The sequence below is a fragment of the Pedococcus sp. P2_D7 genome (assembly GCF_056404295.1).
Window position 1 is genome coordinate 115,003 of sequence record NZ_JBFUEH010000005.1, and the last position, 13,596, is coordinate 128,598.

Below are 13,596 nucleotides of genomic sequence, written 5' to 3' on the forward strand. Positions count from 1 at the left end.
CTCCAGGTGGTCGGCACCCGGGAGGTGGTGGGAGCCGGCGAAGTTCGAGGAGCACGGGGGACGGGCAGGGTGCCCCGATCCTAGTGAGGTCCCGACAAGTGAGACGGCCCGCCCGCGATGCGGACGGGCCGACCCAGGGGTATGCCGCGGGAGTCAGTTCGCGACGGTGAACCGCTCGCCGCGGTGGCGCGGCTGCTCGAGCTCGTCGACCAGGGCCACCGCGTAGTCCTCGGCGCTGATGGAGTCGCCGGCCGGGGAGTCCAGGGCGACGAGGTAGCTGCCGGTGCGCTCGCCGGGCGCGATCACCGGGGCCGGCGACACGAAGGTCCAGTCCAGGTCCTCCGGAGCCGCCCGGAAGAGCTCCAGGGCGGCTGCGCCCGAGGTGGCCTCGGCGGCATACTCCGGCGGGAAGCCGGGGGTGTCGAGCAGGCGGGTGCCCTCGGGGGTGAGCAGCGAGCCGGCGCCACCCACGAAGAGCACCCGGGCCCCGACGGCGTGGTCCACGAGGTTCCGGACGGAGTCGAGCCACGGCTCGTGGCTCTCGCCGGTCCGGCTCGGGCCGGTCGCGGAGAGGACGACGTCGTGGCTCGTCGCGGCTTCCTTGACCGTGGTCTCGTCGGCGAGGTCGCCGGTGGCGGCCGTGACGCCGGACGGCAGCTCGCCGCCGCGGCGGGTGTAGCCGGTGACCGCGTGGCCGCGCGCGACGGCCTCGGCGGCGATCCGGGAGCCGACCATGCCGCTGGCGCCGAACAGGGCGATCTTCAGCTGGGGGGTCTTCGTCATGGTGATGCCTTTCATCGGACTGGGGGTTGCTGGGTCGGCTCGACAGTAACTATTGGTAACTGAGCACTTCAACGTGCTATAAGTACCTCATGGTTACCAAGCGTGCAGTCTTCGAGCGGGGCGACGCCTTCGACCCCGACTGCCCCACGCGGGTGGTGCTCGACCGGATCGGTGACAAGTGGACGGTCCTGGTGATCGGCGCCCTCGTCGACGGTCCGCTGCGGTTCACCGCAGTGCGCCAGCGCGTCGGTGGGGTGGCGCCCAAGGTGCTCACCCAGACCCTGCGCGCGATGGAGCGCGACGGGCTGCTCACCCGGACGGTGTTCGCGCAGGTGCCACCGCGGGTGGACTACGCGCTCACCGATCTGGGGGTCTCGCTGGGTGGACCCATCGCCGTGCTCACGGACTGGGCCGAGGCCCACGTCGGCCAGATCGTGGCCGCCAGGGACGATTTCGAGGCGCAAGGAGCGTAGGTTGGGCGACCGGTCGCGCCTGCAGCCGCCGCCCCCACGCTCCCCGCTCGAGGAGATCCCCCGTGACCGGCATCGCACGACGCCTGGCCCATCGCCCCGCCCGCCGTGCCGCAGCCCTGGCTGCAGTGGCCCTGGCCCTGACAACGCTGACCGGCTGCACCGACGGGGCGGACCGAGCGGGAGGTCCGACCGGGGCCGGGTCCACCACGAGCTCGGCGGCCACGACCTCGACGGCCCTGCCGACCACGAGCACCACGACCACCCGTCCGACCACCACCACCCGGACGGCTCGTCCGTCGGCGTCGCGGACGAAGCCGGCCACGAGCACACCGCGGGCCACCCCGAAGCCCGCTCCGACGCCCACGCCGGAGCCCGCTCCGAAGCCGGCACCCAAGCCGGCACCCAAGCCACCGTCCGGTGGGGGTGTCGCGGGGCAGGTCCTGTCGCTGGTGAACTCCGAGCGGTCGAAGGCGGGCTGCGGTGCGGTCCGGGCGAACTCCGCGCTCCAGAGCGCCGCGCAGCGACACAGCGCCGACATGGCCGCAAAGGACTACTTCTCCCACACCAGCAAGGACGGGCGCACCTTCGCCGACCGCATCCGGGCGGCGGGCTACCGGGGCAGCACGATCGGCGAGAACATCGCCGCGGGGCATACCACCGCGTCTGCCGTGATGAAGTCGTGGATGGCCAGCTCCGGACACCGGGCGAACATCCTCAACTGCTCGTTCACGGCCCTCGGGGTCGGCCATGCCACCGGCGGTTCGTACGGCCACTACTGGACCCAGGACTTCGGGGGCTGACGGCGGTTGCCTGAGCCGCGTGGTTGACCGAGCCGTGGTTGACCGAGCCGCGGTTGACCGAGCCGCGGTTGACCGAGCCGCGGGTGCCCGCTGTACGCCCGCGACCCGGTCGGTTGCTCCGCTCAGAGGTCGAGCGGTCGCAGCACCTCGGAGATGCCGTGGGCGATCTGGGCGTTGCCCTTGTTGAGGTTGGCCCGCACGACCAAGGGGTTGCGGTCGCTGGGGTCGGCGTCCACGAGCGTGACGACGCACCGGCCGACCACGTCGACCTGGACGGTGCCACCGGACGCCGTGGTGAGGGTCGCGCCGTCGGCAGCCAGCGCCTGGCGGTAGGTGACCGTCGCCCCGGGGACGACGTGGTAGAGCAGCACCGCCTCGACGGTGTCGATGCCCAGGGAGGCGACGTCGGCGAAGACCGCTGTCTCCGAGCTGTAGTGCTTGCCGGTGAGGTCGGACGCGAGGTGGCGGAAGGCCCGGTCGGTGGGCAGGAACGCCGTGAGGGCGACCGTCCCGTCGGCCAGGACCCCGACGGCCGAGCCCGGCTTGGCAGTCAGTACTGCCGTGACCGCGTTGTCGACGATGTCGAAGTCGTTCCAGTTGCGGTCGAAGCCGGATCCGTCCCGGGCGAGCAGCGCGGCCAGGCTGCGTGTGCCCGTGGCGGAATGGTCCCACCCGTGTGCCGAGGCGGATGGTGCTCCGGCCAGGGCGGCCGTGCCGGCGAGGCCGAGGGCCGCCACCGCTGTCATGAAGCGTCGAGCGAACATGCTTGTCCTCCAGAAATCCACTGCGGTGTGGTGGTCCCGGACGCACGGTCACCGCTGGCCGCACCTCCGGACCCTGCGCCGGGGATTCGGCACCACCGGGGGCCTGGATTGGACAAACCTTGGACAAGGCTGGCCGGGAAATGCGTGCGGGCCCGTCGGCGTTGGACGGTAGGCTGTGAGAGCAGCACCAACTGAACAGTGGACGTGTGAACACCCCTGCACTCGCAGGAGCACGGGGGTGATCGGTTTCGACATTGGTCGGCATTTCAGGGGAAGCGGGTCGAGGATGCCCGGTTATCTCGTTAACGATCCTGGCAAACCAATAGGTGCCGATTCCAAGCGCACCGACTTCGCCCTCGCCGCCTGAGCGAGCTCCGAAGTCCGTCAGCCTGAGCTAGTTCTCGACTCAGTGTCTGGCGTCAGCTAGAGAACTTGCTGCGCAGTCATGTCGGGGGACTGCGCGGGACTCTTACTCGACTGGGCCTGTCAGTGGACGTGTGCGTGCGAGCACTGGGGCCGAGAAAATCCACAGCGCACTGCACCCGGAGAAGTCCTGGATTCCCGTCAGTGGACGCGGGTTCAATTCCCGCCACCTCCACCACCGCGGTGTTCACCCGTCAGTTCAGCCCCGGAGCCCGGTCGTTCGCGACCGGGCTCTCGTGGTGCCCGGGGCGCGGTCACGCGCGGTCGCCGACCCCGCGGCATACTGGCATCGCCGCAGGCCAGTGGGTATGCCGCCGGGCCGGCTTTGCGAGGATGGGCTCATGCTGCGCGACGACACCCCCGCCGAGGAGCGGATCGGCTCCCGCGACCTGACCGACTGGCGCACCCCGGCGGGTCGTCGCCTCGCGGACTGGGTCGTCGGGCACGCGGTCGACCTCGCACGGTGGAGCGCCGCGCACCTCGTCCTCGTCGTGACGGCCCTGGTCGGGGGAGCCGTCGCGGTCGCACTCACCGCGGTGGCGGCCGAGGTCTACGACGCGGTCACCGAGGCCGACGGCATCGCGGGGCTGGACCAGCCCGTCCTCGACCAGGCCATCGCCTGGCGGTCGCCCGGGCTGGCCCACGCGGTCACGCTGTACACCGACGTCGGTGGCCCGGTGGGGATGCCGATCGTGGCCACCGTGCTGACGCTCCTGATGGTCTGGCGGTGGCGCTCGCGCACCCCGCTGGTGCTCGTGCTGATCGCGGCCGCGGGCTCGCTGGCCATGACGACGACCGGCAAGGCGCTGATCGGGCGGGCCCGTCCGCCCTTGGCACAGGCCGTGCCGCCCTACGAGACCTCACCGAGCTTCCCGAGCGGCCACACCCTCAACGCGACGGTCCTCACCGCGGTCCTCGTCTACCTGCTGCTGCGACGGCTCGACTCGGCGTGGGCGCGCACCACCGCGGTCGCCGTCGGGGCGGTCTTCGTCCTGACGATGGGACTGTCCCGCGTCTTCCTCGGGCACCACTGGCTGACCGACGTGGTGGCGGGTTGGGCGCTCGGGCTCGGGTGGGCGGCTGCGGTGGTCACGGCGCACCGGTTGTTCCTGACGGTGCGCCGCGTGGCGCCGCGGGAGAGCGTCGAGCCGGCGCCGGTCGGCTGAGGTCGGGTCAGGCGAGGTCGGCGACCCAGTGGTCGCCTTCCTCCCGGAATCCCAGCCGGGCGTAGTAGGGGTTGACCATGCCCGGGGGCGTGACGATCTGGCGGATCCCCTTGCCGCGGAACAGTCCGCTGCTCCGATAGACGAACTCGCCGGGGGAGAAGTCGCGGAAGCGCGGCGTCACGTAGTCGAGCTCCACCTGGGCCACGCCGTCCCCGGCGTCGCGGACGACGACGGCGCCGACCGTCTCGTTGCCGCGCTCGACGAGGTACGCGCTGCGGCCCGCGCCCAGGGCCCCGGCGTCGAACTGCGGGAAGTACTTGCGGATGTCGGCACCCTGCACCTTGAGGAAGTGCTGGAGGTACGACTCGTCCGGTCCGACCGCGACGACCTCGTAGACCGACTCGTCGCCCCGCTCACGCAGCAGCTTGGTGATCATCCAGATGTTGATGCCCGCGGTGACGGTGTTCATGGCGACCATCGGCCACACGTGCAGCAACGCGTTGAACACGATGAGCGTGCAGCTCGCCGTCAGGTTGAGGATCCGGAAGCGCAGCACGCGCTGCTGGAGGAGGGAGAAGATGAGCAGGGCGGAGCCTGCCCATCCCAAGGCCTGGATGGACCACGACGTCATGGGTGCAGTCTGCCAGCGCCCCTGCCCGCGTGGTTCACCCGTGCAGCAGGTCGGGCGGCGCGGGCGGCGCGGGCTGCCTGAGCAGCTTGGTCGCGAGGTAGCGACCGTTGGCATCGGACCGGTGCACGGCAGTCGGCACCCTCTCGACCACGTCGACCCCGAGCCCTTCGAGCTGGGCGACCTTGTCGGCGTTGTTGGTCAGCAGCGCCACCCGGGTCACGCCGAGCGCCCTGAGCATCTGGGCGGCGGCGGTGTAGTCGCGCGCGTCCTCCTCGTAACCGAGGGCGAGGTTCGCCTCGAAGGTGTCGAGCCCCTCGTCCTGGAGGACGTAGGCGTCGAGCTTGGCGTAGAGGCCGATGTCGCGTCCCTCCTGCCGGAGGTAGAGCAACAGCCCGCCCTCCTCGGCCAGGCGGTGGAGGGCCTCGTCGAGCTGGGGGCCGCAGTCGCAGCGTCGGCTGCCCAGGACGTCACCGGTGAGGCACTCGCTGTGCACCCGGGTGAGTGGAGGCCGCTCGAGCGTGGACTCGGCCACCGGCCGATGCGCCCAGCCACCCAGCCCGAGGGCGAGGTGCTCGCGACCGTCGTGCAGGCCGGTGAAGGTGAAGGCCCGCGCGGTCGTGTGGAGGCCGTCGGCGAGGGTGAGGGGGATGCTCACCTGCGCACGGATCGTGGCGTCACGAAGACCCATGGCGTCCACCCGTCCGGCGCTGGTCGAAGCGCGGTGAGAGGGCGTAGCGCAGCAGCGCCACGTCGCCGATGTGGCGCACCTCCACGAGGTCTGCCCGACGGCCGGGCGACCAAGGAAACTGGGCGTCGCCGACGAACCGGCGGGCGCGGGAGTCGCCCACGAACAGGGGCGCGACCGCGAGCTGGAGCTCGTCGGCGAGGTCCTCGCTGAGCAGCTGCGTGAGTACCGAACCACCGCCTTCCACCATGAGCCGCCCCACCCCCCGCCGCGCCAGGTCCTCACCGACCCAGCGCAGCGTCACGGGGTCGCCGGCGTCGACGACGGTCGCCGCACCGTCGAGGCGGGCACGGGCGTCGTCCACCGCGCTCGTGTGGCAGTAGACCAGCTTCTCGACCTCGCCAGGGGCGAAGAACTCGGCCCCGGGGTCCAGGTCGGCACCGTTCGTCACGGTGACCTTCACCGGTGACGGCGGGCAGCCCCTGGCGACGCGGTCCGCTCGCCGCTCTGCTGAGCGGACCAGCAGGCGGGGGTTGTCATTGCGGATCGTGGCGGCCCCGACGAGGATCGCGTCGCACCGGGCCCGCTCGGCGTCGACCCGGTCGAAGTCGGCCGCGTTGGAGAGCTCCAGCCGGCCGGGTGTGGCGCTGTCGAGGTATCCGTCCATCGACATGCTGCAGCTGAGCAGGGTGTAGGGACGGTCAGCCACGGGCGACCTCCTCGGCGACGCGACCGACAGCCGGACGTGGCCGCGCTCGCCCGTGGGCCACCACCAGCACGGCCGCACCGGGAAGGCTCGCGACGAGGACGAGCACGCCGTACACGACGGCCGTGGACAGGCCGGCTCCTGCGCCCAGTCCCGCAGCTCCGAAGACCCACGCCGCAACTCCCTCCCGCGGACCCCACCCGGCGATGTTCACCGGGATCCCCATCGCGATGAGCACGACGAACGCCAAGGGCACGAGCCGGGTCGCCGAGGCGGTCGACCCGGCCGTGCGTGCCGCCACGAGGAAGGTGAGCACGTGACCCGCGACGGCCAGCGCCGACGCGAGGGCAACGAGCGGCCCGGTGCGACGGGCGAGCACACCGCGGCGGACTTCGCCCATCCACGCGGACCCGAGCCCGTCCCGGCCGCGCCGCCGACCCGACCGTCCTGCGAGGCCCACGCAGAGGGCGATGACGACGACGGCCGCCCACGCCCAGGCGACGGAGGACCGCACCGGCGAGGGCAGCACCGACAGGGCCACGAGGGCCATGCCGGCCTGCACCACCTGACCGGCGGACCGCTCCATGAGCACGGACCTGAGGCCCCTCGCGGCACTGCCCGTGCGGCGACCGTGGCGCACACCCCGGTGCACGTCGCCGAGGACGCCACCCGGGGTTGCCGTGTTGAGGAACTGCGAGCGGTAGCACGCGGCCACCGCCGTTCGAAGCGGGACCTGCGCACCGAGGGCGGCGGCCACGAGGCTCCACCGCCAGGCACAGCAGAAGGTGGTCAGGGCGGTGAGGACGAGCGCCGCAGCCAGCGCTCGTGCGTCGATGGCGCCGAGCGCGCGCACTGACTGCTCGACCCCCAGCCGCCACACCAGGAAGCCGAGGACGGCCCCGCCGCCGAGCCGTCGCGCCAGTGGGGAGCGGGCCAGTCGGCGGGCCGTGGTCGCCAGCCCGTCCGCGGCGCGCGCCGGGTCGCCGGAGCGTTCGGTCAGCGTCATGGCGCGCCCCTCGAGATCAGGTGGAGTTCGGTGTGGCCCTGCACCCAGACCTACGTATGCCGCGTGGCTGCGGTTCACCGGAGCGCCCCGTCCACGGGGTGAGGCGTCTCGTCCCGGCCGACCGCGCCCTGGGGTGAGCGCCCTCCCGCGACCTCGGACAGCACGTCGGAGACGCGATGTGCAGTGGCCGACCACGGCTCCAGGGTGCTGCTGCGCTCGCGTGCTGCCGTGCGCAACCGGTCCCGCAGGGTCGCGTCGTCGAGCCAGGACCGCAGGGCCGTCCCCAGGCCGTCGCCTCCGGGGTCGACCAGGAGTCCCGGGCGACCGGTGCCCTGGACGGCACCCATTGCCTCTGCGACGCCACCGACCGCGGTCGCCACCACCGGCAGCCCTCGCGCCAGCGCCTCTGACACGACGAGACCGTACGTCTCGATCCGTGACGCCACGACGACGAGGTCGGCGGCGGCATACTCGCGATCGAGCGCCGCGCCGGCCAAGGGGCCGGCGAAGGTGACGCGGTCGGTGAGGCCCGCCTCCCTGCATTTCTCGCGGAGGTGAGCGACGTGGTCGGGGGCGAGGTCGAGGGCGCCGGCGATCACGAGCCGCCACGATCGGTCGCCCAACGACGCGAGGGCCTCGAGCAGCTCGGTGTGGCCCTTGGCCGGCACCACTGCCGCGACGCTGAGCAGCGCGCTGCCCGAGGAGGTGCCCGTCGCGGGGTGGGTCCGGTCGGCTCCCGGTCTCGCCACGTGCAGCCGGTTGCGGTCGAGGTCGTAGGAGGCCAGGAGCCAGTGCGTCGTCCAGCGGCTCGTCGTCAGGACCGCTGCGGCAGCCTGGAGGACCAGCCGTTCGCCCTCGGCCGCCGCAGACTTCGCCTCACCCGGGCTCCGGCCGGCCGCCTCGACCGCGAGGGGGTGTCCGAGCGGGAGGTGCACGAGCACGACGAGCCGCAGCCGCCGTGCCGCTGGCAGGAGGACAGCGGGGTTCCCCGAGGCGACCAGTCCGTCGAGGAGGACCACGGCGCCCAGCGGCAGGGACGCCAGGGTGCGGGTGAGGCCGGCCAGGCTGCTCGCGTCCGGATGGGGCCAGCGCCCCGGGAGCGGGTGCAGGCGCACCGCCCACCCGAGGTCCTGCAGGCCCGCGCAGACGCGGCGGTCGTAGGTGTTGCCGCCGCTCGGACGGGCTGGGTCGTCGACGGAGTCCGGGACGACGACGTGCACCGTCCTCACGGCAGCGCGCTCACAGTCCGCGCTCGTAGCTCGCCCAGGCCACGGGCGACTCGGCCAGGGTCACCGTGATCGCGCTGATCCCGGAGGCCGTGGCACCCAGGTCGCCGGCGTGGACGCGGGCGGCGAGGCGGTCGGCGACCAGCCTGGCCAGGGCCTCGGTGGTCGTGTTGCCGGCGGTCAGGGTGGGGTCCTCGTCGAGGTTGCGGTAGTTGAGGTCGGCCAGGACCGCCCGGAGCTGTTCACCGGCGCGGCCGATGTCCACCACGATGCCGTCGTCGTCCAGGTCGGCGCGGTGGAAGGTCGCGTCGACGACATAGGTGGCGCCGTGCAGCGACTGCGCCGGACCGAAGACCTCGCCGCGGAAGCTGTGGGCGATCATGATGTGGTCCCGCACGGTCACTCTGAACACGGTGCCTACCCCTGGTGGTCGGTGCTGTCGTCGGTGCTGTCGTCGGTGTGGTGGTCGGTGCTGTCGTACGTGATGAGGTGGCAGATCGCCGGAAGGCTCCCGTCCGAGAGACGGGCCATGGCGGCCGGGAGTTCATCGAAGGCCGACCGCCCGGTGACGAGGGCGTCGAAGGCGGGGTCCTTCAACAGGTCCAGGGCGAGCGAGAGCCGGTCCGTGGTGGTGCGGCGGGAGCGCCGGGCCGGGGACACCGCGCCCACCTGGCTGGCCCGGATGGTGAGCCGCCCCGAGTGGAACGACCCGCCGAGCCCGACGCTGACCTCGCGGTCGCCGTACCAGCTGAGCTCGACCACCTGGCCCTCGGTGGCGAGGAGGGCCAGGGACAGCCGAAGACCCTCGGAGGTGGCGCTGGTGTGCACGACGAGGTCGTGAGCGCCGGCCCCGGGCACCGACCCGGCCCCGGGCACCGACCCGGCGTCGGGGGCCAGCGCGAAGTCGACACCGAGGGCAGCCGCCACCCCGGCCCGGGAGGGGTCGATGTCGACGAGCGTCGTGCGGACGCCGGGGATGCCGGACAACAGGCGCGCAACACAGCACCCGACCATGCCTGCCCCGACCACCGCGACCCGGTCACCCACCAGTGGCGCAGCGTCCCACAGGGCGTTGACCGCTGTCTCGACCGTGCCTGCCAGGACGGCCCGTTCGGGAGGCACGCCGTCGGGTACCACCACGACGGCGTCGGCCGGCACGACAAACCTCGTCTGGTGGGGGTGGAGGCAGAAGACCAGCCGGCCACGCAGGTGCGCGGGCCCCTGCTCGACGATGCCGACGGTGAGGTACCCGTACTTCACCGGTCCGGGGAAGTCCCCTTCCTGGAAGGGTGCCCGCATCGTGGCGTACTGGCTCTCGGGGACCCGGCCCTCGAAGACGAGAGTCTCGGTGCCTCGGCTGACGGCGGAGTTGACGGTCCGGACGAGGACCTCGTCCGGACGGGGTGAGGGCACCGTCACGGGCCGGAGCTCGCCCACCCCCGGTGCGGTCAGCCAGTACGCGAGTGCAGACCCGGACACGGCCCCACCCTAGCGATCGGCCGGTATGCCGCCCGGGTGAACTGGCGGGTCGGCTGTGCCGTCCTAGGGTCAGGCTGGAGAGACTGGAGGTGTGGTGGGCAGGAGTGCAGTCCCGGTGGTGCCGATGGCCGCGCAGTCGGCGCTGCTCGGCGTCCTTCTGTTGGCGCTGGCACCCGGACCGACGGGGTCGGCAGGGTTGGCCGCAGCCGCAGGGGTGCTCGTCGCCGTCGCGTGTGCTGGGGTCGGCTGGGTCGTCCTGGTGCGGGCGCTGGCCCGCCGCGGTCGGCGGGGCCTCGGACCCGCCGACCACGTCACGGTCACGCGCGGCACGCTCGCCTGCGTCGTGGCGGCGCTGACCACGAGCTCGGTCCTCGACCGTGCGCTGACCGGCCCGTCCGCCCACCCCGCGCGGACCTCCTTGGTGCTGCTCGCGTCCGTGGCCCTCTCGCTCGACGCCCTCGACGGCTGGGTCGCCCGACGCACCGGGACGGCGTCGGCGCTCGGCGCCAGGCTCGACATGGAGGTCGACGCCTGGCTGATCCTGGTCCTGAGCGTCGCTGCCTCGCTGGTGCTCGGCTGGTGGGTGGTGGCCATCGGCCTCTTCCGCTACCTGCTCGTGGGGGCCACCTGGGCTGCGCCGTGGCTCGGCGGCGAGGTCCCACCGCGCTACTGGCGCAAGGCAGTTGCGGCGATGCAGGGGATCGTGCTCACCCTGGCCACCGCCCGGGTCCTGCCCCGCCCGGCGCTGGTCGGTCTCGCCGTGCTGGCGCTCGTCCTGCTCGCGTGGTCGTTCGGTACCCAGGGCGCAGAGCTGTGGCGGGCGCGGGCGACCCGATCGACCCGTGCAGGTGAGCGCCCCGTGGAGGTGCTGCCAAGCGTCGTCGTGGTGGAGGTCGGTGCCGGGCCGCGGGTCCAGGCCACTCCGTGAGCTCGACCGGCGCCATCGACAAGGCGAGCCGGGGGAGTCGACTCCGCAGCCGCGGCGCGCTGGCGGTCGCGCTGTTGCCCCTCCTCGCCGTGTGGGTGGTGCTCGTGGCACCGGACGACCCGACCGACGAACCGCTCACCTGGCTGCTCCGGCTGCCGGTCGACCCGATCCTCCTCGTGCTGTTGCTCCTCGTGGTCCGGGGGTCGTGGCGCCGTCGGGCGGCGCTGGTCGTCGGGGCCCTGCTCGGTGTCGTGACCCTCGTGAAGCTCCTCGACATCGGCTTCACCACGGCGCTGCGCCGCCCGTTCGACCTCGTGGCCGACTGGACCTACCTGCGGTCCGCGCGCGACCTGCTCGGTGACTCGGTGGGCCGGTCCGGCGCGACGGCGGCGCTCGTCGGGTCCGTGGCCATCGTCATCCTGCTGCTCGCGGTCGTGCCCTGGTCGACCGGCGCCCTGGTGCGCCGGTTCGAGCCACACCTCGACCGGCATCCGCGCGGATGGGCTCGCGCGCTCGTCGTCATGGGCGCGGTGTGGCTGGTGGCGGCCGTGACCCAGGTCCAGGTCGCGCCGGGACTGCCGCTCGCCTCCACCTCGTCCGTGGGGCTCGTCGGCGACCACGTGACCAGGGTGCACGCGGCGCTGCGTGACGGCGCGACCTTCGACCGCGCCGTGGCCACGGATCCGTTCGCGCGGGCGCCCGCGGCGGAACTGCTGACCGGGCTGCGCGGCAAGGACGTGCTCTTCGTCTTCGTCGAGAGCTACGGCGAGGTCGCCGTCACGGGCCGGCCGGCACCGGCTGGGGTCGCACCCGCGCTCGACCGGGCCACGAGCGCGCTCGGAGCGGCCGGCTACTCCACCCGGAGCGCCTGGCTGGACTCGCCCACCTTCGGGGGCACCAGCTGGCTGGCCCACTCCACCCTGCAGTCGGGGGTCTGGGTCGACAGCCAGCGGCGGTACGACCAGCTCATGGCGAGCGACCGGCTCACCCTGAGTGGGGCCTTCGGCCGGGCCGGGTGGCGCACGGTGGTGGATGTCCCGTCGAACCGGGAGGACTGGCCCGAGGCGCGGTCGTTCTACCACTACGACCAGGTCTACGACGCCCGCAACGTCGGGTACGCGGGGCCACGGTTCGGCTACGCCACCATGCCGGACCAGTACACCCTCAAGGCCTTCGCCGACCGTGAGCTGACTGCCCGTCCCCGCGCCCCCGTCATGGCCGAGATCGACCTCGTGACCAGCCATGTCCCGTGGGCACCGCTGCCGCGGCTCGTCGACTGGGACTCCCTCGGCGACGGGTCGGTGTTCGGGCCGATCCGTGACCAGGCCGCCACCAGGGCGCAGGTGTGGCGCGACCCGGCCTCGGTGCGGGCGGCCTACGCCGACTCGGTCTCCTACTCGATCGCCAGCCTCGTGCAGCTCGTGCAACGGGCCCACGACCCGAACCTCGTGCTGGTGCTGCTCGGCGACCACCAGCCCTCGACCGTCGTCTCGGGCCCCCGGGCGAGCCACCGGGTGCCCGTCACCCTCGTCGCCCACGACGCCGCGGTGACCCAGCGCATCACAGGGTGGGGATGGCAGGCAGGCATGCGCCCCACTGCGGCGGCGCCGGTCTGGCGGATGGATGGGTTCCGCGACCGGGTGCTCACCGCCTTCGGCCCGACCCCCGGCACACCGGTCGCTGCACCACGCTGAACCCCGGCGCGGGCTGGCCCGTCATCAAGGGTGGAGGCCGGCACCAGGCTCGGCCGGCAAGGGAGGTCACATGAAGTGGCATGCACTGGGAGCGGTCGCGCTGGTCGTGTCGGCCGCGGTCCACCTCAAGCTCTGGTTCGGTGGGGTGCGGGACCAGTCCGTCGGCCCAGCGTTCCTCGTCAACGTCGTGGCCGGGGTCGTCATCGCGATCCTGCTGCTGACGTGGCAGCACTGGGTGCCCGCCTTCCTCACGCTCGGCTTCGGCCTGTCGACGCTGGGGGCGTTCGTCATCTCGACGACCGTGGGCCTGATGGGCGTGCACTCCCACTGGGAGGGCTTCGCCGTGTACGCAGCAGCCGTCTCCGAGGTGGTGTGCATCGCCGTCGGCGCCAGCCTGCTCGTCGCGGCTCGGGCGCACCGGCCCGTGGTCGGGAGTCGAGCGGCCTAGCCTGCGGTCGTTACGACTGGGTGGCCTTCTGCGACTCGATGTCGGCGCGCACGGCGTCCATGTCGAGCGCCTTGACCTGCGTGATGACGTCCTCGAGCGCGGTCGCGGGGAGGGCGCCGGCCTGCGCGAAGACGAGGATGCCGTCGCGGAAACCCATCAGCATGGGGATCGAGGTGATGTTGGCGGCGGCCGCGAGGGCCTGCTCGGCCTCGGTGTCGACCTTGCCGAACACGACGTCGGCGTGCTGCTCGGACGCGCTCTCGAAGACCGGTCCGAACCGCTTGCACGGCCCACACCACTCGGCCCAGAAGTCCACGAAGACGGTGCCGCCCTCGAGGATCGTCTTCTCGAAGTTCTCCGCCGTCAGCGTCGTGCTAGCCATCT

The 13,596-nt window shown here is 72.7% G+C and carries 16 protein-coding genes and 1 other RNA gene; 7 read left to right on the forward strand and 10 right to left on the reverse strand.

The window, feature by feature from the left end:
* Positions 1–153 precede the first annotated feature (153 nt).
* Positions 154–783: an NAD(P)-dependent oxidoreductase gene (locus AC1DWJ_RS12950; RefSeq protein ID WP_457252357.1), complete on the reverse strand. Its 630-nt coding sequence runs from the start codon at positions 781–783 to the stop codon at positions 154–156.
* 89 nt (positions 784–872) lie between these two features.
* Between AC1DWJ_RS12950 and AC1DWJ_RS12955 the strand changes: the two genes are divergently transcribed.
* Positions 873–1,256, forward strand: a complete 384-nt coding sequence (locus AC1DWJ_RS12955; protein ID WP_457252356.1) for a winged helix-turn-helix transcriptional regulator — start codon at positions 873–875, stop codon at positions 1,254–1,256.
* Between the two features lie 62 nt (positions 1,257–1,318).
* Complete coding sequence (locus AC1DWJ_RS12960) at positions 1,319–2,056, forward strand: CAP domain-containing protein (RefSeq protein ID WP_457252355.1); 738 nt, start codon at positions 1,319–1,321, stop codon at positions 2,054–2,056.
* A 122-nt stretch (positions 2,057–2,178) separates the two neighbouring features.
* Here the strand turns inward: AC1DWJ_RS12960 and AC1DWJ_RS12965 are convergent, their stop codons facing one another.
* The gene (locus tag AC1DWJ_RS12965; protein ID WP_457252354.1) at positions 2,179–2,820 is read right to left on the reverse strand and encodes a fasciclin domain-containing protein; all 642 of its coding nucleotides are present in this window, start codon (positions 2,818–2,820) and stop codon (positions 2,179–2,181) included.
* A 234-nt stretch (positions 2,821–3,054) separates the two neighbouring features.
* On the opposite strand from AC1DWJ_RS12965, the gene ssrA reads away from it, so the two are divergent.
* Positions 3,055–3,421: a transfer-messenger RNA gene (gene ssrA, locus AC1DWJ_RS12970) on the forward strand.
* 163 nt (positions 3,422–3,584) lie between these two features.
* Positions 3,585–4,409, forward strand: a complete 825-nt coding sequence (locus AC1DWJ_RS12975; protein ID WP_457252353.1) for a phosphatase PAP2 family protein — start codon at positions 3,585–3,587, stop codon at positions 4,407–4,409.
* A 7-nt stretch (positions 4,410–4,416) separates the two neighbouring features.
* Here AC1DWJ_RS12975 and AC1DWJ_RS12980 read toward each other — a convergent pair whose 3' ends face one another.
* From AC1DWJ_RS12980 to AC1DWJ_RS13010, 7 genes are all read right to left on the reverse strand, one after another.
* Positions 4,417–5,040 (reverse strand): hypothetical protein, encoded by a 624-nt coding sequence (locus AC1DWJ_RS12980; RefSeq protein ID WP_457252352.1) that lies wholly within the window; start codon positions 5,038–5,040, stop codon positions 4,417–4,419.
* Positions 5,041–5,074: 34 nt separating this feature from the next.
* The gene (locus tag AC1DWJ_RS12985; protein ID WP_457252351.1) at positions 5,075–5,728 is read right to left on the reverse strand and encodes a GTP cyclohydrolase II; all 654 of its coding nucleotides are present in this window, start codon (positions 5,726–5,728) and stop codon (positions 5,075–5,077) included.
* Positions 5,715–6,434 (reverse strand): RibD family protein, encoded by a 720-nt coding sequence (locus tag AC1DWJ_RS12990; protein WP_457252350.1) that lies wholly within the window; start codon positions 6,432–6,434, stop codon positions 5,715–5,717. The genes AC1DWJ_RS12985 and AC1DWJ_RS12990 overlap by 14 nt, the downstream gene beginning before the upstream one ends.
* The gene (locus AC1DWJ_RS12995) at positions 6,427–7,437 is read right to left on the reverse strand and encodes a lysylphosphatidylglycerol synthase transmembrane domain-containing protein (RefSeq protein ID WP_477620951.1); all 1,011 of its coding nucleotides are present in this window, start codon (positions 7,435–7,437) and stop codon (positions 6,427–6,429) included. Before AC1DWJ_RS12995 ends, AC1DWJ_RS12990 begins: the two co-directional genes overlap by 8 nt.
* Before the next feature lie 74 nt (positions 7,438–7,511).
* Positions 7,512–8,666 (reverse strand): glycosyltransferase family 4 protein, encoded by a 1,155-nt coding sequence (locus AC1DWJ_RS13000; protein WP_477620952.1) that lies wholly within the window; start codon positions 8,664–8,666, stop codon positions 7,512–7,514.
* A gap of 10 nt (positions 8,667–8,676) precedes the next feature.
* Complete coding sequence (locus AC1DWJ_RS13005; protein ID WP_477620953.1) at positions 8,677–9,066, reverse strand: 6-pyruvoyl trahydropterin synthase family protein; 390 nt, start codon at positions 9,064–9,066, stop codon at positions 8,677–8,679.
* A gap of 14 nt (positions 9,067–9,080) precedes the next feature.
* Positions 9,081–10,142 carry a zinc-dependent alcohol dehydrogenase gene (locus AC1DWJ_RS13010; protein WP_477620954.1) on the reverse strand — a complete coding sequence of 354 codons (1,062 nt, stop codon included), beginning with the start codon at positions 10,140–10,142 and terminating at the stop codon, positions 9,081–9,083.
* 91 nt (positions 10,143–10,233) lie between these two features.
* On the opposite strand from AC1DWJ_RS13010, the gene AC1DWJ_RS13015 reads away from it, so the two are divergent.
* From AC1DWJ_RS13015 to AC1DWJ_RS13025, 3 genes are all read left to right on the forward strand, one after another.
* On the forward strand, positions 10,234–11,070 hold the full coding sequence (locus tag AC1DWJ_RS13015) for a CDP-alcohol phosphatidyltransferase family protein (RefSeq protein ID WP_477620955.1): 837 nt from the start codon (positions 10,234–10,236) through the stop codon (positions 11,068–11,070).
* Positions 11,067–12,764: an alkaline phosphatase family protein gene (locus AC1DWJ_RS13020; RefSeq protein WP_477620956.1), complete on the forward strand. Its 1,698-nt coding sequence runs from the start codon at positions 11,067–11,069 to the stop codon at positions 12,762–12,764. The genes AC1DWJ_RS13015 and AC1DWJ_RS13020 overlap by 4 nt, the downstream gene beginning before the upstream one ends.
* Before the next feature lie 70 nt (positions 12,765–12,834).
* Entirely contained in the window at positions 12,835–13,212 is a 378-nt protein-coding gene (locus tag AC1DWJ_RS13025; RefSeq protein WP_457252343.1) for a hypothetical protein, read from the forward strand.
* 10 nt (positions 13,213–13,222) lie between these two features.
* Here AC1DWJ_RS13025 and trxA read toward each other — a convergent pair whose 3' ends face one another.
* On the reverse strand, positions 13,223–13,594 hold the full coding sequence (gene trxA, locus AC1DWJ_RS13030; protein WP_457252342.1) for a thioredoxin: 372 nt from the start codon (positions 13,592–13,594) through the stop codon (positions 13,223–13,225).
* Positions 13,595–13,596 lie beyond the last annotated feature (2 nt).